The sequence below is a fragment of the Algoriphagus pacificus genome (assembly GCF_017254845.1).
Classification (GTDB): domain Bacteria; phylum Bacteroidota; class Bacteroidia; order Cytophagales; family Cyclobacteriaceae; genus Algoriphagus; species Algoriphagus pacificus.
On sequence record NZ_JAFKCU010000003.1, the window covers coordinates 17,213 to 37,474 of the forward strand.

Below are 20,262 nucleotides of genomic sequence, written 5' to 3' on the forward strand. Positions count from 1 at the left end.
ATTCCTGCTTTTCATTTTTAGTATGAGAATTTGTGTTTTATTACTCCTCGGGATCTTTACATTAATTGCAAGTAGTTGTGAATCTCCTGTTGAATATAGTCCTGCTGACAAGGTGAAAAACCTCTTGATTGCCAATTATGCCGAGCTGCAATCAGAAGTTGAAAAACTGGAGACTATTTCCAAAGACAGTACAGCATTAAAGGCTATGCGAGAAAGCTTTGTCAATGCTCGTTTAAAATACAAGAAAATAGAGGCTTTGGTGGCCTTTTACTACCCGGATTATTCCCTTCGGCTCAATGGAGCTGCGATAGATAAAAATGATTATCATGACAGCAACCGTAAAATTGAACCTGCCACAGGTTTTCAGGTTTTAGAGGAAGGCTTGTTTTCGGAAAATCCTGAACCTGCGGAACTGCAAAAAGAAATTGCAATCATCCATGGATACCTGCAGGCTTTTGAAAGGGAAATCCAATCTATCAATCTGTCAGATGCAAATATCTGGGAGGCAATAAGGCTACAAAACCTAAGAAATTTAAGTTTGGGCTTATCCGGTTTTGATTCACCCATTAATCTCAATTCCATTGCCGAGGCTAAAGCCAGCTATGAAGGAATAAAGGAAATCATTTCACCGTATGGTTTTGAAAATGGAGAAGCGACTGAATTAGATAAAGCAATTAATTACCTGTCAAATTATGAAGGAGATTTCAATGCTTTTGATAGAGCTGAATTTATTCGGGACTACGCCAATCCTCTTGCTGTTAGTTTAAATGAAATTCAAAAAGGCTTAGAGATTTCAAATGGCTCCTTGAGTTCCCCGATGAATATGGAGGAAAGTGTCTTTTACGCAGTATCTAATTTTAACCCAGATTTTTTTGCCCCTCCAGGTAATAAAAAGCCAAATACTGAAATGATCACTCTAGGGAAGACCCTGTTTTTTGATCCTATTTTGAGTGGTAATGGGGAAGTCTCCTGTGCTACTTGCCATCAACCCCAACTCGCATTTTCTGAAAACAAAGCCTTGGCAGTAGAAGGAGTGGGTTCACAGGCAAGAAACACTCCGACGCTTTTGTTTTCATCCTTACAAAATTCCCAGTTTGCTGATAGACGGGTAAGTTATTTGGAGGATCAAGCCCGATCAGTTATCGATAATAGGAGGGAAATGCATGGCAGTTTTGATGCAGCTTTGGAGCGCTTAAATCAATCCGAAAGCTATAAAAAGTCCTTTGAGGAGATTTTCGAATCCGAGAAAATTGATGATGTCCAGCTAATGAATTCATTGGGAGCTTATGTGAGAAGTCTTACACCCGGAAATTCAAGATTTGATGATTTTCTAATGAATAAAGGGGATCTAGCTCCGGATGAAATAAAGGGATTCAACCTGTTTATGGGAAAAGGAAAGTGCGGAACATGTCATTTTTATCCTTTGTTTAATGGGAGCGTTCCACCACTTTACACAGAAACAGAGAGTGAAGTTTTGGGAGTACCAGAGGAAAAGATCTGGGCAGAGGCAAGTGTAGACAATGACTTAGGCGAATTTGAAATTGTAGGGGCGAATTTGAAGAAATATGCATTTAAAACTCCAACCATCCGCAATGCAGCCAGCACTTGGCCCTATATGCACAATGGGGTATATGAGTCTTTGGAAGAAGTATTGGAGTTCTATAATGTAGGAGGTGGAGCTGGGATCGGTATCTCGCTTTCAAACCAAACTCTGCCTCCAGATTCCCTTCACCTTTCGGATCAGGAAATGGATCAGATTATTGCATTTATTAGAAGTCTTTCGAATGAGTAAGTCTTTTTAGAGGTTCTGTAATGAAAAATAATCCCTGTCCTTCCCTTGGTGAAAGGCAGGTTTTTTTTGTTTTAAAACGGATCGAATCAATCTCTATGCATCCTCTAAAACCTGGATTTGGTTTTTGTCTTATGTCTCAATTCATTAAATTATGATTGCAAGTAATTAATTGTTAATGTTTTACCTATAGGTTTTTGAGTTATGAAGAATCTCCTTAGTCTACTTTTAATGATATTTCTTTTTTCCTGTCAGGCACCCGTCCAAGAACAAGAAGCAAAACCTACTTTGGATATATCGGCTGAACTCAAGAAAATCGAACTATTGAGAACGGAATTTCAAAATACTGTAAAAGAAAGGCGTTATGATGATCTAAGGAAATTTGCGACTTCCGATATGATTTCAATAGGCCCCGGAAGTGAGGATTGGAAAGCTTATAGAAAGCTTCGTGAGGAGAATGGAAACAAGTTTCGTTATGATAGTATGATTATGAAACCTATAGAAACTAAGATTATTTCCGATTCCATGGCCTATGATTTTGGGGTGAGTTCCATTTATTACACCGATGAAAATGGTGAGGTCCATGAATTAAGAGATACATTTTTATTACTTCTGAAAAGAACTGAAGATGGAGATTGGAAGATGTTTAGGGAATTGGCCTCTGCTACCGTGAAGGAGTAGGGTAGGTAAATTTTACAATGGTTTGATTTCTTACTGACAAGTCAAAATCTGTCTAGTTAAGTTTTGAAAGGAGGGTTTAATGTAATTTCCAAACCAATTTTATAGACTTAGACTTCCTGAAACAAAGAATAAAATCAATGGCCAGATATCACTTTTATACTTTTTTAAACTTACAGAAAGGATATCAATAGATTTATAAAGCAGGTTACGGGCAGATTTTACATTTTGAAACTGCATCGTCTCTGCGATATCCTGATAGGAAAGCCCCTCGTAAAAATGCAGGTAGATAACTTCCTGTTGCCGGGCTGTTAGTTGGGTTGAGGCCGCCAAAATAAGATCCTTCACCTGACCTCGAAAAGACTCATTAACTGAAAACAACTTAGGTTCTGGATTTTCAAAATAATCCTCATGATCGGAAATTGGCTGCGTTTTTTCCTGTGATTTGCGTGAGGCCTTGATTGCAGAAAGAAGTCTTCTTCTATAACATGCGTAGAGGTAAGCTTTTACATGGACTTTTTGACTTAACTTTTTTGATTTTTGGATAAGGTATAAAAAAGTATCCTGGAGTGAATCATAAACCAATGATTCCTCTTTTGTGATTTGAAACCCGTATTTGCATAAAGCAGAAGCATATTTTTTGTAAAGTAACTCTATGCTTTTTTCATCTTTTGAAATAACTCCCTTCCATATTTCATCATCCTCCAAAATCTCTCTTTCCTCATTGGAAGCTCCCAAAGAGGTTTTCAGAGGATTAGAGGATTTTATATTTCTTAAATTCATGAATATGGGTTTCTACAAGATTTAGTTTTTAGAAATTATATGGAGATATAAACTCAAAAAACATTGAGAAATCACCAGAAGATCTAAGATGATCAGTTGATTCTTCCGTTTTCTCCAACATCTAATAAAGTCTAAGTTTATCGTTTTTTTCTAACCGTTTAGATAAAATGCTCATTATTTTATTAGTTAAAATTATTTTTTCTTCACATAAATTCAATCCAGTCATCTTTTTTTTAACGAATATTTTATTTTCAAATTAAGTTATGTTTAAGTTGTTAATTTATTGAAAATCAGATTTTTAAATCTGTTATATTTTGTTTTTATGCCATTTGGTTTCTTTAAAATAGGACCTATTGTATAATTTTTTGAATTTTTTTTGATGTCATTTCCCAGCTTTTGCACTCTGTTATTTTAAAGACCCAGATCAGCAATGATCATTAAAGATGAATTATGAGGTTCAATCCGAAAAGTGAATATGATTTTTTAAAAAATGAGCAGTTTGTGCTATGGGTAAATAATTCCGGTGAAATAGGACATCAGTACTGGGATAATTGGCTCAAGAACAATCCCGAAAAGGAAGAATTTTTTAACAAAGCCAAGTCTATTATCCATTCCTTTCAATATGCTGGGGATGAAAAAATTGATCAAAATCGCTTAAATGATATACTTGTCAATATCAAGTCGGGACAAGGATCTGCCAAGATTTTTGACTTTGAGAATGAAGAAATTGAACCTACACGCAGATTAGTAAATACCCGAAGGATTGCTGCTGCAACCATTTTGTTCTTTTTAGCATTTGGAGCTCTGACATGGAATTATTTCAATTCGCAGACGAATAAGGAAGACTGGGTTGCTGTTTCCACAGAAAAAGGGGAGAGAAGGCTGGTCCAGTTGCCAGATGGTTCCTCCGTTACTTTGGATTCCTACTCATCGCTTAAATATTTAACGGATTTTGAAGAGGGTAGAAAAGTCATACTTGAAGGAAGAGCATTTTTTGATATCAAGAAAATGGAAGGGAAGACTTTTGAGGTCTCTTCTAAAGCACTATCTGTCAAGGTATTAGGGACTTCCTTTGATATGAATACCGATCAAAACCGAGGAAATGGCCATGTAGCATTAGTCACGGGTTTGGTAAATGTGAAAGCAAAAGATGGCAAAACTCTGGATTTGGTTCCTGACCAGGCGGCCTTCCTAAATTTTGAAAATGAGCAATTGTCCAAAGGGGAATTCGATAAGGATCAGATCTTAGGATGGCGTGAAAATGTACTCAAGTTTAAGGATGAGCCTTATGGGGTTGTATTTGAACGCATCTCAAATTGGTACGGTGTGGAGTTCATCTATGAGGATTCCCTCGACCTGAAAGGACTTTACAGCGCCACTTATCATGATCAGAAACTCGATGATGTTTTGCTAGGTCTGAGCTATGCTTCAGACTTGAAATTTCAGATAAAATCAGATTCAATTTATGTAAGCAATTAACCTAAGAACCATGTAAGAGCTCAAACTTTACCTTAAACCTAAACACTAACAATAACCCTAAACCTTATGCAAAGAAAAATACCAAATTCAGGGCCAAAGCGGCAACTGCTTTTTTTGTTCCTACTTTATTTCTCTTGTATTCTTTCATTGAATGCTAAAAGCTTAACCATTTCTGAAATCCCTTTTCAAGATGATGTTTTGGTTGAAATAAAGAAATCTACACAATCCATTTTTGATGTTTTCTCAGAAATTGAAAAACAGACTGATTATAATTTTGCCTATGATAAGCAAAAATTAAGTGGGCTATCACCAGTAAAAATAAAGCAGGGAAAATATACTTTAAAAAGTATTCTCGATAAGTTTTCCAAGGAATATGAGTTGGAATTCAAGGAAATCAACCAGGTAATACATGTCAAGCAACAAAGCAAATCTGACCAAGCTGCAACTCCTGTTTCTCAACCAGCAAAGGAAAGGCAGATTTCTGGAGTGATAAAAGCCAGTGAGGGATATACACTGCCAGGAGCAAATATTAAGGAAGTTGGGACAACCAATGGAGTGGTTTCTGGAAACGATGGGGAATTTACCATTGACCTTATCACAACAGCACCAAAATTAGAAGTGTCCTACATCGGCTTTGAAACTCAAATCGTTGAAATTGGAGCCAATCAAGTTTATGAGATCATTCTTTCAGAAGATGAAGAATCTCTAGAAGAGGTCGTGGTTGTAGGCTTTGGAGAGCAAAAGAAAATCAGTTTAGTAGGATCACAATCTACAATTAAGCCAGATGAGCTCAAGTTGCCAGTTCGAAATCTTAGTAATTCCTTGGGAGGTAGATTAGCAGGTATGGTAGCTGTTCAAAGAAGCGGTGAACCAGGATATGATGGAGCAGAAATTTTCATCCGAGGTATTGCCACCTTCGGGTCTTCTCCAAGAGGTCCACTTTTGATCGTAGATGGAGTGCCTGACAGACCTATTGATAATATAAATCCTGAGGATATTGAGAGTTTCACGATTCTAAAGGATGCTTCAGCAACAGCAGTTTATGGTGCAAGGGGTGCAAATGGGGTAATTATTATCAATACCAAATCTGGACAAATCGGTAAACCTATCATCAACTTTGAAGTAAGACAAGCTGTTACCTCCTTTACTCAATTACCAAGATTTGTAGATGGCCCGGATTTCATGAGGCTTTACAATGAAGGTTTGGAAATGAGAGGAAGATCTCCTCAATATTCAGAAGAGCAGATCAGAAAAGTTGAGACTGGAGAGGATCAAGATTTATACCCAAACGTCAATTGGTACGAAGAAATATTCAATAAATACGCACAAAACAGAAGTGCAGATATCAATATCAGAGGAGGATCGGAATATGCTAAATATTATGTGTCAGCTGGATATTATTCTGAGACAGGAATGTTTAAAGCCGGAAATGTAGAAACCTACAATAATAGGTTGACGCTAGATCGGTATACATTCCTAACCAATGTGGATGTGAACTTGACCAAAACAACCAATATTGAATTGGGTATCAATGGTTTTATCATTAATTCAAATTACCCTGGAGTCGGTACCGGTTATTTGTTTGACCTAGCAACGCAAAACCCTCCTCACATTGCTCCGCCTCAGTACTCCAATGGGCAATGGCCAAGGGTTCCTGGGGGATTTGAAAACCCATATAGAGCCTTGACTCAATCTGGATATGCCACAGAATATCGGAACACCATCCGTTCTAATATCCGATTAAAGCAAGATCTGAATTTCATTACCGAAGGGCTGAGGTTTACAACCATGTTTTCTTTTGATGCATACAATTGGAATAACCTAAGAAGAACCAGAAGTGTACAGACTTATTATGCCTCAGGACGTGATGCTGAAGGAAACCTTATCACAGAACTGGTAGATCAGGGATCTGATGTTTTAGGATTTGAGCAGTCTAGAGGCGGAAACAGAAAGTTTTACACAGAATCAGCTTTAAACTACAGCCGTACCTTTGGAGAGGACCATGATGTCTCCGGTTTGTTGCTTTACTATCAATCGGATTTCATCGATGCAGATGCAGGAGATCTTGTTTCCTCCATTCCATTTAGGCTTCGAGGTGTTTCAGGAAGAGCTACCTACGGCTATAAATCAAAATATTTTATGGAGGCAAACTTTGGATATTCCGGTTCTGAAAACTTTTCTCCAGATAACAGATTCGGATTCTTCCCATCCTTTGGTACGGGTTGGGTGATTTCAAACGAACCTTTCTTTTCTTCAGTAGAAAATACCATTTCTCACCTAAAGCTTAGATATACTTTCGGACTTACCGGAAATAGTAATACAAGCGATAGGTTCCTTTTTCAAACTAGAATTGATAATGGAGACGGCTACACCTTTGGAGTTCCGGGAAATACTAGAGGATACGGTGGGATGCAAGAAGGTCAGGTAGGATCCAATGTGACTTGGGAGACTGGACGAAGACATAATTTGGGATTGGAAATTAACCTCTTCAATGATGACCTCTCTTTTATTGTGGAGTTTTTCAAAGAAAGAAGAACCGGGATTTTGATGAAGTTAAATGATATCCCTGCAGCCTCTGGATACGGAGGAAATACACCTTATGGTAATATCGGGATAACAGAAAATAAAGGATTTGATCTGACTGCTACTTACAACAAGCATTTTGGAAGTGGATCTCTAGTCAACTTCTTCACTTTCAGAGGGACATTTACTTACAATAAAAACAAGAATGTTTATGATGGTTTGCCGGAATGGCAATACCCTTGGTTGAACAGAGTTGGTCAACGAATAGATCAAAGATTTGGATACGTTGCCTTGGGCTTGTTTGAAAGCGAGGAGGAAATTGCCAACTCCCCACAACAGGCAGGGGATGTGAGACCTGGTGATATCAAATACCAGGATTTAAATGACGATGGGATTATCAATACTTACGATCAGCGAGCGATTGGATATGGTCCAATACCACAGATTATGTATGGATTGAACTTTGGTGCAGGTATCAAGAAGTTTGAGGTAGTCTTGTTTTTTCAAGGAGCTGGATTAGTAGATTTTATGTATTCAGGTGGACAGGGAACCAATCCTTTTTACGATGGTCCAACCCGAGGAAATCTATATGAAATGGCATTGGATAGATGGACTCCAGAAAATCCTTCTCAGGATGTCTTTTATCCAAGAATGTCTACCCGAGAAGATATCACTACCAACTATTATCAAAGCACCTGGTGGATGTTTAGGTCAGATTACCTGCGTCTGAAAAATACTGAGATCGCCTATAACTTTGATATGTCAAAATTCAAAAAAGTAGGAATGAAGAATTTGCGCTTGTATGTCAATGCGACCAATCTGGTCACATTCAGTCCCTGGAAAATCTGGGATCCTGAATTGGGAGATGGAAGAGGTACCAGTTACCCAAACACGACGACCTATAACATTGGTCTTAGAGCAAGTTTTCAGTAAAATTTAACCTACGTTATGAATCGAATAATGAATAAATTCAGAAAATATATAACTGTTTTAGCTGTTGGTTTGATGCTGTCATGTTCTCAGGACTTTTTAGATACAGTACCTGATAACATCACCACTTTAGACGATGTGTTTACAAATAAGGGGATGACCGAGCAGTGGCTCGCCAGAATCTACAATCCGCTTCCGGATATGTGGAATCAGCCCTACAATCAACAGTGGTCAGGCCAAAGCGATGAAGTGGACTATGCTTGGACTTTTCCAGCAATCAATTCAGGAGCAATGACTCCTGATAATACAAACCACAACGTTTGGTCAGGGTATTATCAGGCAATCCGATATGCAGCCATATTCCTAGAAAATGTGGATATGAACAAGGAAATTCCTGCAGAGCCTAATGGGGATAAGTTGATCCAACAATACAAAGGGGAAGCGAGATTTCTAAGAGCTTATTATTACTGGTTGTTGATGAGACAATATGGCCCTGTGGTATTGATGGGAGAAAATTCCCTTCCTCCAGATGCGGATTTCCAGATTCCTAGAAGTACATGGGATGAAGGAATTGACTATGTTCTTTCTGAAATGGATCTTGCCTATCAAGATGTTCCTGAAAAACACCTCAATCCAACCAATCCACAGGAACTTGATCCAGCACAGACGGGCAGAATCACCAAGCCTATTATCCAAGCAATCAAGTCTCAGGTATTATTGTTTCATGCAAGTCCACTGGTAAATGGAAATACAGATTATTCTAATTGGACCAATCCTGATGGAACAAAGTTGATCAATCAGAATTACGATGAAAACAAATGGAAAATGGCTGCTGATGCTGCCAAAGAGGTGATTGATTTGGGCTATTATTCCCTTTATAGAGAGAACCATGAAGACCCATTTCGTGCTGGATTTTTATCTTATAGAAACCTGATGTTTGAAGGTTGGAGAACAGAAGGAATCTGGCTTCGAACGAATTCAGATATGTATGGTAACTGGGAAAGACATTCCTCTCCTCGTAATTCTAATGGAAATGCTTGGAATGGAATTGCAGTCACTCAGGAAATGGTTGATGCTTTCAAAATGGCCAACGGACTTGAAATCAGCAATCCTAGCAGTGGCTATTCAGAGGAAGGTTTTACGGAAGAAGGGAATCAATATTATGCTCCAGGCACTTACGAAATGTATGTGGGTAGAGAACCTAGATTCTATGTCAATATAACTTTCAATGGTGCTTATTGCCCAGTTGTACCAAATCCAGGGTGGAGTAATATTGTGGAGTATTTTTACACTGGTAATTCTGGAAAACAGGGAGCAACTAGAGATTATCCTTCAACTGGCTATACGGCGAGAAAAAACATCCACCCAAATAATGATTACAGGGATGGAAGAAGTTTTTCAAGGCCTGCCATGAATATTAGATTGGGGGAAATCTACTTGAATTATATTGAGGCTTTAAACGAATATTCCCCAGGACATGAGGATATTTTGTATTACCTAAATGAGATCAGAAATCGTTCAGGTCTTCCCGACTATGAGGGAGATTTGGACCAAGATACAATGAGAAAGGTTATTCATACAGAACGACAAATCGAATTGATGTTTGAAGGTCACAGGTATTGGGATGTGAGAAGATGGAAGGTAGCAGATCAGCCTGAATACCATCAGGGAGGACAGTTCTATGGGATGGATATTGACAAAGGCGAAGAAATATCATCTACTGAGTTCCACCAGAGAACAGTTGCATTTACGCGAGCAGCATGGGAAAATAGAAATTATTGGTACCCAGTTCCTCAAAGTGAAATTGATCGAAACAAACAATTAGTACAAAACCCCGGCTACTGATTCTATATCGAATCTCAAAGTTTTGGTTTCATTTAATTCATTGCCAAACCTCTTCAGTTTAGAGGTTTGGCAATGTTTATTTAGAGGAACTGGTTAAATATGGTTTTATATCAAGGCCTCATTTGTTAAATGTTGGTTAGTGTTTTTCAGCTTTCATACTTTATTCTTCTGACTTCCTTCCAGTGACTTTAGCGATTCCTTATTCCCAATCCATAAATCTTAAATCTTCTCGTTTCCATCTTGCTGGCAAATCTTTTCCGTCTACAAATTATTTTCTCGGGCCAGCGCTGGAACAAATAATAATCATTCAATCCCCGGGTTACGTCGTACCTCCTTACCCGGGGCTATGACATTTGACCCCTATGGGGTCAGACCTTAAATCATTACCATTTTAAACCAGCTTTAGATGGCCTTTTAGCTTTCATACTTTTGAATTCTGACTTTCTAAATTCAACATTCCAATACAAACACCTGTCTGTGGTTGCTGAATGGATAGTCAAGAAGCATTAAACTTAAAATCCCCCTAGCCCCCTTTCGTTAAGATTTTCTTTCTATTAATATTTTTTCTCAAAGGGGGAGTTGATCCTTCTCCAATTTCTAATTCAACATTTCTAATTCAACATTCTTAATTCAGCTTTCATGCTTCTGAATTCTGACTTTCCTCTATGTGACTATCGGATCCCTCATTTCAAACAATTTTCCCCATTGTGGAACTAAACACTTCCTTCTTAAAACTTCGGGACTGCCACGCTTTGCTCGCAGTGACGGTAAAATTTTATATTTGCTTCCTTTAATAACACCTGTCTGTGGTTGCTGAATGGATAATCAAGAAGCATTAAACTTAAAATCCCCTTGCCCCCTTTATTTTCATTTTTATTTCTATCTCCATTTTTTCTTCAAGGGGGAGTTGTTCCTTCTCCAATTCATCATTAAACATTCCTCATTAAACAACTATTTCCCAGCTCCTCCCTTCAATCCAAAGAAAGGCCGGAGTAAAGGAATCCTTCGGATCAACTCATAGCTACCAAAGCAACCGGCAAAAGTGATTAAGGCTACAAGAAGAAATTGTAAGTAAACAGGTATTTCCAATGGGAATATCAAAAGAGAACCGAGATAGAGAAAAATCATATGAAGGATATAGACTGGGTAAGCCGCTTGACTTAGATAGCTCAATGATTTACTTGGACCTTTTAGGTAAAGACTTCCAAATGCAAATACTGTCAGAATCCATGAAAAGGATTCAATTGCCAGTAAATAGGAAGGTGGGAAACTCTTAAAATAGTAATTCCTAAAAACGAATAAACCTGAACCCAAGACAAGAAATAGCCATCTCCATTTTTGGATCATTTTCCAAAAACCTTCTCCACTTAATACAAAGCAAAAGCCGAAAAAGAAGGCTATTAAACCCAAAACAAACCCATGCCAGGTCATGGCATATAGCTCAAAAGGAACTGGATTGATCAACACTGCTTCTAATAGAAAGGGAATTAGCGCCAATAACAATCCCCATGGTTTTCTCAGGGTGCTTTTCAGCCATACAACCAATTTTGCTTCTTCATTCTTTTTGATCAAGTAGAAGAGGGGAGACAACAAGAGCACATAGCAAAATATATTTCCTAGAAACCACAAATGTCCAGGATCCCAATTGTACCTGAGTTCCATGCCATAATACTGTCTCCAAATCAATATGTGAATAGGTACTATGGCAAACATCCCAAAGACAAAAGGTAAAAGGATTCTTTTGGCTCTTTCTTTCAACAGCCCTCCCCAGCTTCTGGATTGCATGGCAAAATAGACTCCCATTCCTGAGACGAAGAATAGAAAAGGTATTCTCCAGATATTGAGTAGGGACATGGGCACCCATAAGGCTGCCCATGGTTCTTTGGAAGTAATAAAGCCGATCATTCTGCCCCAGGGTTGAAATCCTATGGAGATATGATAGATAAGAAGTAATCCAATGGCTATGACCCTGAGCCAGTCGATATCGTACCTACGGATTGTTTTGATGCTTTGTGAATCCATCTTCTTACTTCAACATTTTTGCGATTTCTGGACGGATTTTTTCCAGATAAGCATAGTCAAGCTTTAATCCCATAGATTCAAGCATGCCTCCCATGATATCATAGACTTCTTTCACTTCAGAAAAAGGAGGAGTCACGTTTTCATAGGCAGTTGTACCAAACTTATTCTTGATTGTTTTATCCGCTCCATTTTCTAAAAGCAACTGGACAATCTCAGGTCTACCGAAAAACGCAGCGGAGATCAAAGCAGTAGAACCGTCATTATTCTGGAAATTGATATCTGCTCCTGCATCTATTAATAAGGCTGCGATTTCTCTTTTGTCAAAGACCGCAGCAGTAATCAATGGACTTGATCCTCCAAATGGATCTCTTTGGTTCAGGTCAGTTCCCGCAGCAATATGTTGTTTTACGGCTTCCGTATTTCCAGTTACAACGGCAGTCTGAAGATCTATATCAGGAGCACCTTCTTTCTGGGCAGCAGATTGGCTACAGGAAGAAAAGATTAAAATAGCAATGCTAAAAAGCGCGATAATAGGGTTTTGAAATACTGATTTTTTCATGATTTTTTTTGTTTTAAATGAATAGCACAAAGTAAAATCCAAGTCCTGACGCATAAGAAACAGCCATGCTTCCAAAAGCATAAAGTTTGCTGTTGACAATATCAATTATGATGCAGGCATATAAAAAATGGCGCAAATACCCTAAATTAGACCTCTGAACAGGCATTTTTAGAATTTAAAAATCAACTTGTTTTAAGCCACCAAACTGTCTCCATTTTAGTAATTCATGACTGAATTAAGTCCTCAGGAAAAAGAGTTTTTAGATAAGTTGATAGCAGAAATCAAACTGCATATCTCTGAGGAAGAGTTTGGGGTTTCGGATCTGGCGGAGGAAATGAATATGAGTAGGTCCAACCTGCTGAGAAAAGTCAAAAAAATGACAGATCTCTCCGTCAGCCAATTTATCAATAAGATCCGCTTGGAAGAGGCCATGGCACTTTTGAGGAATACGAGTTCTAATGTGTCTGAAGTGTCCCATCAGGTAGGTTTCAATAGTCCATCTTATTTCATTAAATGTTTCCGAGAACATTATGGTTATCCTCCCGGAGAGGTAGGAAAACATCCGGAAAAGCAAGAGGAGGCCTATTCAGACTCCTCTTCAAAAAATCCCCAAAAAAGAACCTTGATTTTGGCTTTATCGGGATTAGGATTGATTTTAATACTACTCGGAACATGGTTAGGCAAAGACTTTTTCAAATCCCAATCCAATCTAGAAAAATCTATTGTGGTATTGCCCTTTAAGAATGACAGTTCCGATTCCACCAATGTGTATTTGATTAATGGGCTTATGGAGGCCACATTGAATAACTTACAAAAAATCAAGGATTTAAGGGTGTTGAGTAGGACTTCTGCTGAGAAGTATAGAGGGAGTTCTAAATCCATTCCTGAAATGGCGGATGAGCTGAATGTCAACTATTTGGTAGAAGGAAGCGGACAGAAAATAGGAGATAATATTGTTTTGAACATCCAGTTAATTGATGGAACCAAGGATAGACATCTTTGGAGCAAGCAATACAGAAGGGAAGTGAGTGATATTTTTGCCTTGCAACAGGAAATATCCAAAGACATTGCGAAGGAGATTCAGGCTGTGATTACGCCAGAGGAAAAATCCAGAATTGAAAAAGAACCCACTGATAACCTGAAGGCCTACGATTCATTTATGAAAGGGCTGGATCTTCTAAATCAAGGAAGGGATGAAAATTTGCTGGAATCTGTAGTGTACTTCGAAGAAGCAATAAAGGAGGATGGTCAATTTGCCTTGGCCTATGCATGCGCAGGCATGGCTTATTACTATTATGACATGTTCAAAGCAGACAAAACCCATTTGGATCAGCTGGGAACCTATGCCGATAAGGCCATGCTTTATGACCCGACTTTAGGGGAAAGTATGATTGCAAAAGCCATGTATTATTTGGCGAAGAAGGAGTACACCGAAGCTTTGCCCTTTTTAGAAAAGGGATTGGAATTCCGTCCAAACTCCTCTTTGATCATCGGATTGCTGGCTGATTTTTATGCGAACAACCTGCCTGATACTGAAAAATACCTGGAATATGCCTTAATGGGAATGCAATTGGATGCAGGTTCCAGTGATTCTGTGGCAACAAGCTATTTTTATTTGAGAGTGGGAAATGCTCTTATCCAAACTGGTTTTGTGGAGGAGTCATCTGCCTATCTGGATAAGTCATTGGAGTATTTTTCTGGAAATGCCTACAGTCAATATGTCAAAGCTTTTATAAGCTATGCTAAGGATAAGGATTTGAACCATACACGGGATTTGTTGCAGATTGAATACAATAAAGACAGTTCCCGTTTTGATATTTTGCAGGATCTGGGCAAGGTCAGTTATTATCTCAGAGATTATGATGCTGCCTATAATTATTATTCCCAGTTCAATGAGATTCGTGAAAATCTACAGCTGAATGTCTACGTTCATGAAAATATGATCATTGGGGAAACCTATGAAAAAGTAGGCAAAGCGGAAGAAGGAAGGGAATTTATCGAGAGCTATAGAGCTTACTTGGAAAATGATCAGACGGCTTACAAAAATCTAGGGCTAACAATGTATTATGCCCATGAGGGAGATTTTGAAAGAGCTTTAACTCATTTTAGAGAATTCGAGAAAGAGGATAACATTCAATATTGGGTCATTCTGTTTTTACCTGAAGATCCTTTGGCAGATAAAATCATTCAAGAACCCGAGTTTCAAAAAATTTGGTCTAGGATAGTGGATAAATTCTGGAAGAATAATGCTGAAATCCGAAATCGTTTGGAGGAAAAAGGGATCTGGTAATAAAAGGTAAATCTGATTTCCTGAAATTAATTTAATTGTTCTAGCTATGGATAAAATAGAAGAGTTTTTTGTCGTTTATAAGAACGCTGCCTGGAATAAAGATGTAAACCAAATGGTGGGACTTTACCATGAGAATGTAGTGATTTTTGATATGTGGGAACATGGGTTTCAAAAAGGATTGGAAGCTTGGTCTCTGGAAATAAGTAATTGGTTAGGATCTCTGGGAGACGAAAAAGTCAAAGTAGATTTTGAAATGATAAGTGTTCAGGAAAAATCTACAGTCGGTTTTGCTTCTGCGGTGGTTTCATTTCAGGCCGTGGGCTTGGACCAAACAATTTTAAGAGGTATGAAAAACAGAATTTCCCTTGGCTTTATTAGAGATGAAATTGGTTGGAAAGTTGTTCATCAACATACCTCCGCGCCAATCGATTCAAATCTTCAGGTTTTATTGGATTTTTGATTTGGATCCTATTTCCTCAACTAAAGTTGAATTTGAATAGACCGAACCCCTAGTAAATCAGTTTCATCAATTTAATTAACTAAATATCCTTTTTGCAGTCATGCGTAGAGTTTCAATTTTCTTTGCTTTAATAAGTGTTTTAATCTTTTCTTTTCGTAGTCCGGGGCAGAAAGAAAAGAATACCCATTCCCAAATTGACAGACTGGGACTTCAAGCCAAAGCTGATTCCATCAATTGGGAAGAGTTGGCCGATGGAATGAGTAAGGCTTTGGTTTCACACTTTTGGGGAGCAAATTTTGAAGGCTATCCTGAGCGTTACTATTTCAATTATGGCAGTGATCTGTCAAATATGACCACTAATCATTATTGGCCACAAGCGCATGCCATGGATGTAATTGTGGATGCCTACAAAAGGACATCGGATCAGTTTTACTTGGATTATTATCCTCTTTGGTGGGAAGGCGCTCCGGAATACAATTTTTCGGGTAGGGAAGAGGACCCTTGGTGGAATGTCTTTGTTGATGATATGGAATGGATTGTCTTGGCACAGTTGAGAATGTTTGAGTCTACGGGAAATGAGAAGTATTTCAACAAGGCAGACCAAATGTATCATGACTGGATCTGGCCTGCCTGGGGACCGGAAAATGAAGCTCCTTGGTATGGTGGAATTACTTGGAAAACAGATGTGGAGAAATCTAAAAATGCTTGTTCCAATGGTCCAGCTGCCATCGTTGCAGCAAGGATTTATACCATGTATGACCAGGTAAAAAGCCCTAAGAAAAAACCAAAGGAAGCTTATCTGCAGGAAGCAGTGAAAACTTATGATTGGCTCAAAAGTAATTTATATGACCCGCAAACAGGGAAGGTGTCAGATAATATGAATTTGAAGGGGGAGATTAATCCTGCTGTTTACACCTATAATCAGGGGACATTTGTTGGGGCAGCCCATGAATTGTATAAAATCACTGGAGATACTCAATACCTAAAGGATGCTATTCAAGCTTCCAATTATGTTATTGACCAGATGTCCAATAATAATGGAGTGCTTTCTAATTCCACGGGTGGGGACGGAGGACTTTTCCATGGTATTTTCTTCCGCTATTTCGTCAAGTTGGTCAATGAGCCGGCACTGGATGATGCCACGCATAAGAAGTTTTATGAGTACATCAGCAAATGTGCTACTGTGATGGCAGAAAATGGTGTAAACAAGAAAACCATGCTTTATGGAGGAAATTGGTGGAAAGCACCAGGAGATGAGGAACCAGTTGCCCTAACCTCCATGCTGTCCGGATGCATGTTGGCAGAGGCAATGTGTGTATTGAAACCCAGGGATTATTGAATTTGAATTAGGAAAATAAATTATTTTCTAAATCATATTTCATTTGTTTAAGCAAGTGTCTTCACTCGCGCAATTGGATTGTATTCGGTATTAATCAAAATTAATTTCAAAATCCCCCTTGCCCCCTTTCTTTAAGATTTTCATCCCCTAAACATTTTTTCTCAAAGGGGGAGTCGATCCTTCTCCAATTTTTCATTCAACATTTCTAATTCAACATTCTCCCGACCGTGGTCTGTGTCTCACAGACCATTTATGCTTATTCGCGAAAAAGAATTTCCCCATTTTACCATTAAGGTTTACATTCAATCTTGCTGGCAAATTCTTTCTTTGTCCTATTGAAATTCTCGAGCCAGCGCTGGAACAAATAATAATCATTCATCCCCGGGTTACGTCGTACCTCCTTACCCGGGGCTATGACATTTGACCCCTTTGGGGTCAGCATTCGAATTCCATTAGTATTATTCATAAATATTTTTGGAAGGAAATCTTAATTAGACGATGCTTTTAGCTTTTTTAATTCATAATTCTGAATTCAAAGCATTAGCGAGTGTCTTCACTCGCGCAATTGGATAGAATTCGGTTTTAATCAATTTAAAGTTCAAAATCCCCCTTGCCCCCTATTTTTAAGATTTTCTTCCCTTAAATATTTTTTCTTAAAGGGGGAGTTGTTCCTTCTCCAATTCCTCATTCAACATTTCTAATTCAACATTCTTAATTCTTAATTCAGCATTTAGACTTTGTCCTTGTATCCTGCCAACTGCGACTGCCCACTGACTCACTGAATTTTAAATTTTATAATTCATAATTCATAATTTCTAAATTCCCCATTCCTCCATCTTGGAACAATCATTGACCATTGAGGTTAGTATTTTTGTATAATCCCGGTACATGAAAAGATCTGATCTCCTTGTTTTTAATTCGAAAGGCATTTATTGTCCTAGGGCTAAGGTTTATCTGGACCCTTGGAGGCCTGTGAACCATGCCATCATCACTCATGGACATTCAGATCATGCGCGATTTGGGCATAAAAATTACCTGACACACCATTCGAATATTCCGATTTTAAAACATAGACTTGGGGATATCCCTGTTCAGGGAGTGGCCTGGAATGAGCCTTTTCAGATCAATGGAGTTACTTTTAGCCTTCATCCTGCCGGGCATATCATCGGTTCCTCTCAAGTCAGGGTTGAATATCAAGAAGAAGTTTGGGTTTTTACCGGAGATTATAAAGATGAGGATGATGGAGTGGCAGTACCCTACGAATCGGTTAAATGCCATACGATGATTACCGAATGTACCTTTGGGATTCCTGCCTTTAAATGGAAGCCACAACAAGAGGTCTTTAAAGAAATCAATCAATGGTGGAAGGAAAATAAAGAAGAGGGGAAGACCTCGGTACTTTTTGGATATAGCCTGGGCAAAGCTCAAAGAATTCTAAAATATCTGGAACCATCTATCGGTACTATTTTTACTCATGGAGCAATTGAAAATATGACTGAGGTTTTGAGGCCTCAGCTTGCACTTCCTCCAACTCAATTGATCACCAGAGAAACCAAAGGAAAAGAAATTCAAGGTGGAATTGTCGTTGCACCTCCCAGTGCCCATGGTTCACCTTGGATGAGGAAACTCGTTCCTTTTGAAACAGGAACCTGCAGCGGTTGGATGGCTTTCCGAGGAGCTAGAAGAAGGAGAGCAACAGATAAAGGATTCGTGATTTCTGACCATTGCGATTGGCAGGGTTTACTGAAAAGCATAAAGGCCAGTGAGGCAGAAAGGGTAATCTGTACCCATGGCTACACCGATATTTTTAGCAAATACCTGCGGGAATTAGGCTATGATGCCAGCGTGGAAAACACCGATTATGAGGGTGAAAAAGATGAGGCTACTACTTCAACTGAAAAGGAGACGGTATGAAAGATTTTGCAGCCTTGATAGAGGAATTGGATGCCACCACCAAGACAAATAGGAAGGTGGCTGCTCTGGCGGAGTATTTTAGGCAGGCCTCTGAAGCTGATAAAATCTGGACCATAGCCATTCTTTCCCACAGAAGACCTCCCAGGCCTGTCAATACTACTTTGCTGCGGGAATATGCTACTGAATTGGCTGCAATTCCCCTTTGGTTGTTTGAGGATAGCTATCATATTGTTGGGGATTTAGCTGAATCAATAGCTTTGGTGATTCCCAATGATCAGATGAAAAGCGATAAATCCCTTTCTGAAATTCTCGAGGAATTAATCCTTCTGAAAGCTAAATCGGAGTTGGAGAAAAAGACATATGTGCAGCAAATGTGGATGCAGCTGGATTATTATTCCCGTTTTGTTTTTACCAAGCTACTGACTGGAGGTTTTCGGATCGGGATCAGCCAAAAGTTGATGACCAAAGCCCTTTCTCAGGTAACGGAAGTTCCGGAGGACGAACTCGCTTACCGATTGATGGGGGATTGGAGTCCTGCCAATACAAGTTTTGAGGAATTGATTTTTGGAAGGAATGAACAGGCTTACGTATCCAAACCGTATCCCTTTTACCTGGCTTATGCTTTGGAAAATGAGTTGGAGGAGTTGGGAGATGTTTCAGAATGGGCCTTCGAACACAAATGGGATGGAATCCGCGGTCAAATGATTTGTAGGAAAGGAGAGCTTTTTATCTGGACCAGGGGAGATGAACTGGTTTCCGATAAGTACCCTGAACTACTTCACTTAGTCAATTTTATTCCTGAAGGGACGGTTTTGGATGGAGAAATCTTACCCTTTATTGATGGGGAGATCGGTACTTTTAATGATTTGCAAACCCGTATCGGAAGGAAGACTGTGAGTAAGTCTATCCTCAAAAAAGTGCCTATAGTTTTTAGAGCTTATGACCTTTTGGAATTTGAGGGTAAGGATATCAGACAATCCAATTATCAACAAAGGCGTGAAAAATTAGAACCTTTGATCGAGGAGATTTCACATCCGGCTTTGCAACTTTCACAAAGAATGATATTTGATTCCTGGGAAGAAGTGGCCGCAGAAAGAGAATTGGCTAGAGAAAAAAGAAGTGAAGGATTGATGATGAAGCGAAATGATTCGGCTTATCGGGTTGGAAGGAAGAAAGGGGATTGGTGGAAGTGGAAAATTGATCCTTTGACCATTGATGCGGTGTTGACTTATGCGATGCGGGGGCATGGGAGAAGAACCAATCTTTTTACGGATTATACCTTTGGACTTTGGGAAAACAACGAAGCAGGAAAGCCGGAATTGGTAACTTTTGCGAAGGCTTATTCAGGTTTGACAGATAAGGAGTTTGCCCAGGTGGATGCTATCATCAAGAAAACTACTTTAGAACGCTTTGGCCCTGTAAGAAGCGTGGAACCAACATTGGTCTTTGAGTTAGCCTTTGAGGGAATAGCCTTTTCTAATAGACATAAAAGTGGGGTTGCCGTACGATTTCCTAGAATCTTAAGATGGAGAAAGGACAAGACCATTGCTGATGCCAACTCTTTGGATGATCTGAAGGCCTTGATACCAAAATAAACTCAGTTCTTATTTAGTTTTATGTCAAGAAGCAATCATTGGTTTCTAAGCCCTGA

13 protein-coding genes are annotated in these 20,262 nt (G+C 38.9%); 10 read left to right on the plus strand and 3 right to left on the minus strand.

Translation table 11 applies throughout. The features are described from left to right. Window positions 1-22: 22 nt before the first annotated feature. Complete coding sequence (locus tag J0A69_RS12630) at window positions 23-1,792, plus strand: cytochrome c peroxidase (RefSeq protein WP_206586967.1); 1,770 nt, start codon at window positions 23-25, stop codon at window positions 1,790-1,792. Window positions 1,793-2,020: 228 nt separating this feature from the next. Continuing rightward, window positions 2,021-2,470, plus strand: a complete 450-nt coding sequence (locus tag J0A69_RS12635; protein WP_206586968.1) for a Cif family virulence factor — start codon at window positions 2,021-2,023, stop codon at window positions 2,468-2,470. Between the two features lie 99 nt (window positions 2,471-2,569). Here J0A69_RS12635 and J0A69_RS12640 read toward each other — a convergent pair whose 3' ends face one another. After that, a complete protein-coding gene (locus J0A69_RS12640) occupies window positions 2,570-3,250 on the minus strand; it encodes an RNA polymerase sigma factor (protein ID WP_206586969.1) in 681 nt (226 codons plus the stop codon). Between the two features lie 450 nt (window positions 3,251-3,700). On the opposite strand from J0A69_RS12640, the gene J0A69_RS12645 reads away from it, so the two are divergent. From J0A69_RS12645 to J0A69_RS12655, 3 genes are all read left to right on the plus strand, one after another. Beyond that, a complete protein-coding gene (locus J0A69_RS12645; RefSeq protein WP_206586970.1) occupies window positions 3,701-4,729 on the plus strand; it encodes a FecR family protein in 1,029 nt (342 codons plus the stop codon). A 66-nt stretch (window positions 4,730-4,795) separates the two neighbouring features. Beyond that, window positions 4,796-8,185, plus strand: coding sequence for a SusC/RagA family TonB-linked outer membrane protein (locus tag J0A69_RS12650; RefSeq protein ID WP_206586971.1), 3,390 nt, complete (start codon window positions 4,796-4,798; stop codon window positions 8,183-8,185). Window positions 8,186-8,200: 15 nt separating this feature from the next. Continuing rightward, a complete protein-coding gene (locus J0A69_RS12655; protein ID WP_206586972.1) occupies window positions 8,201-10,027 on the plus strand; it encodes a RagB/SusD family nutrient uptake outer membrane protein in 1,827 nt (608 codons plus the stop codon). A 951-nt stretch (window positions 10,028-10,978) separates the two neighbouring features. On the opposite strand, the gene J0A69_RS12660 is transcribed toward J0A69_RS12655, so the two are convergent. Further along, on the minus strand, window positions 10,979-12,049 hold the full coding sequence (locus tag J0A69_RS12660) for an acyltransferase family protein (protein WP_206586973.1): 1,071 nt from the start codon (window positions 12,047-12,049) through the stop codon (window positions 10,979-10,981). Window positions 12,050-12,053: 4 nt separating this feature from the next. Then, on the minus strand, window positions 12,054-12,608 hold the full coding sequence (locus tag J0A69_RS12665; protein WP_206586974.1) for an ankyrin repeat domain-containing protein: 555 nt from the start codon (window positions 12,606-12,608) through the stop codon (window positions 12,054-12,056). A 226-nt stretch (window positions 12,609-12,834) separates the two neighbouring features. On the opposite strand from J0A69_RS12665, the gene J0A69_RS12670 reads away from it, so the two are divergent. The 5 genes from J0A69_RS12670 to J0A69_RS12690 all read left to right on the plus strand — a co-directional run bounded on the left by J0A69_RS12670 (window position 12,835) and on the right by J0A69_RS12690 (window position 20,206). Continuing rightward, a complete protein-coding gene (locus J0A69_RS12670; protein ID WP_206586975.1) occupies window positions 12,835-14,898 on the plus strand; it encodes a helix-turn-helix domain-containing protein in 2,064 nt (687 codons plus the stop codon). A 46-nt stretch (window positions 14,899-14,944) separates the two neighbouring features. Next, window positions 14,945-15,358: a nuclear transport factor 2 family protein gene (locus tag J0A69_RS12675; protein ID WP_206586976.1), complete on the plus strand. Its 414-nt coding sequence runs from the start codon at window positions 14,945-14,947 to the stop codon at window positions 15,356-15,358. Window positions 15,359-15,458: 100 nt separating this feature from the next. Beyond that, the gene (locus tag J0A69_RS12680) at window positions 15,459-16,697 is read left to right on the plus strand and encodes a glycoside hydrolase family 76 protein (RefSeq protein WP_206586977.1); all 1,239 of its coding nucleotides are present in this window, start codon (window positions 15,459-15,461) and stop codon (window positions 16,695-16,697) included. A gap of 888 nt (window positions 16,698-17,585) precedes the next feature. Then, window positions 17,586-18,611: a ligase-associated DNA damage response exonuclease gene (locus J0A69_RS12685; protein ID WP_206586978.1), complete on the plus strand. Its 1,026-nt coding sequence runs from the start codon at window positions 17,586-17,588 to the stop codon at window positions 18,609-18,611. Next, entirely contained in the window at window positions 18,608-20,206 is a 1,599-nt protein-coding gene (locus J0A69_RS12690; RefSeq protein ID WP_206586979.1) for an ATP-dependent DNA ligase, read from the plus strand. Before J0A69_RS12685 ends, J0A69_RS12690 begins: the two co-directional genes overlap by 4 nt. Window positions 20,207-20,262: the final 56 nt, after the last annotated feature.

What these genes read in the sequence shown, in the direction of transcription:
- J0A69_RS12630 (WP_206586967.1), top strand. Translation starts at nt 23, where the DNA reads ATGAGAATTTGTGTTTTATTACTCCTCGGGATCTTTACATTAATTGCA.
- J0A69_RS12635 (WP_206586968.1), top strand. Translation starts at nt 2,021, where the DNA reads ATGATATTTCTTTTTTCCTGTCAGGCACCCGTCCAAGAACAAGAAGCA.
- J0A69_RS12640 (WP_206586969.1), bottom strand. Translation starts at nt 3,250, where the DNA reads ATGAATTTAAGAAATATAAAATCCTCTAATCCTCTGAAAACCTCTTTG.
- J0A69_RS12645 (WP_206586970.1), top strand. Translation starts at nt 3,701, where the DNA reads ATGAGGTTCAATCCGAAAAGTGAATATGATTTTTTAAAAAATGAGCAG.
- J0A69_RS12650 (WP_206586971.1), top strand. Translation starts at nt 4,796, where the DNA reads ATGCAAAGAAAAATACCAAATTCAGGGCCAAAGCGGCAACTGCTTTTT.
- J0A69_RS12655 (WP_206586972.1), top strand. Translation starts at nt 8,201, where the DNA reads ATGAATCGAATAATGAATAAATTCAGAAAATATATAACTGTTTTAGCT.
- J0A69_RS12660 (WP_206586973.1), bottom strand. Translation starts at nt 12,049, where the DNA reads ATGGATTCACAAAGCATCAAAACAATCCGTAGGTACGATATCGACTGG.
- J0A69_RS12665 (WP_206586974.1), bottom strand. Translation starts at nt 12,608, where the DNA reads ATGAAAAAATCAGTATTTCAAAACCCTATTATCGCGCTTTTTAGCATT.
- J0A69_RS12670 (WP_206586975.1), top strand. Translation starts at nt 12,835, where the DNA reads ATGACTGAATTAAGTCCTCAGGAAAAAGAGTTTTTAGATAAGTTGATA.
- J0A69_RS12675 (WP_206586976.1), top strand. Translation starts at nt 14,945, where the DNA reads ATGGATAAAATAGAAGAGTTTTTTGTCGTTTATAAGAACGCTGCCTGG.
- J0A69_RS12680 (WP_206586977.1), top strand. Translation starts at nt 15,459, where the DNA reads ATGCGTAGAGTTTCAATTTTCTTTGCTTTAATAAGTGTTTTAATCTTT.
- J0A69_RS12685 (WP_206586978.1), top strand. Translation starts at nt 17,586, where the DNA reads ATGAAAAGATCTGATCTCCTTGTTTTTAATTCGAAAGGCATTTATTGT.
- J0A69_RS12690 (WP_206586979.1), top strand. Translation starts at nt 18,608, where the DNA reads ATGAAAGATTTTGCAGCCTTGATAGAGGAATTGGATGCCACCACCAAG.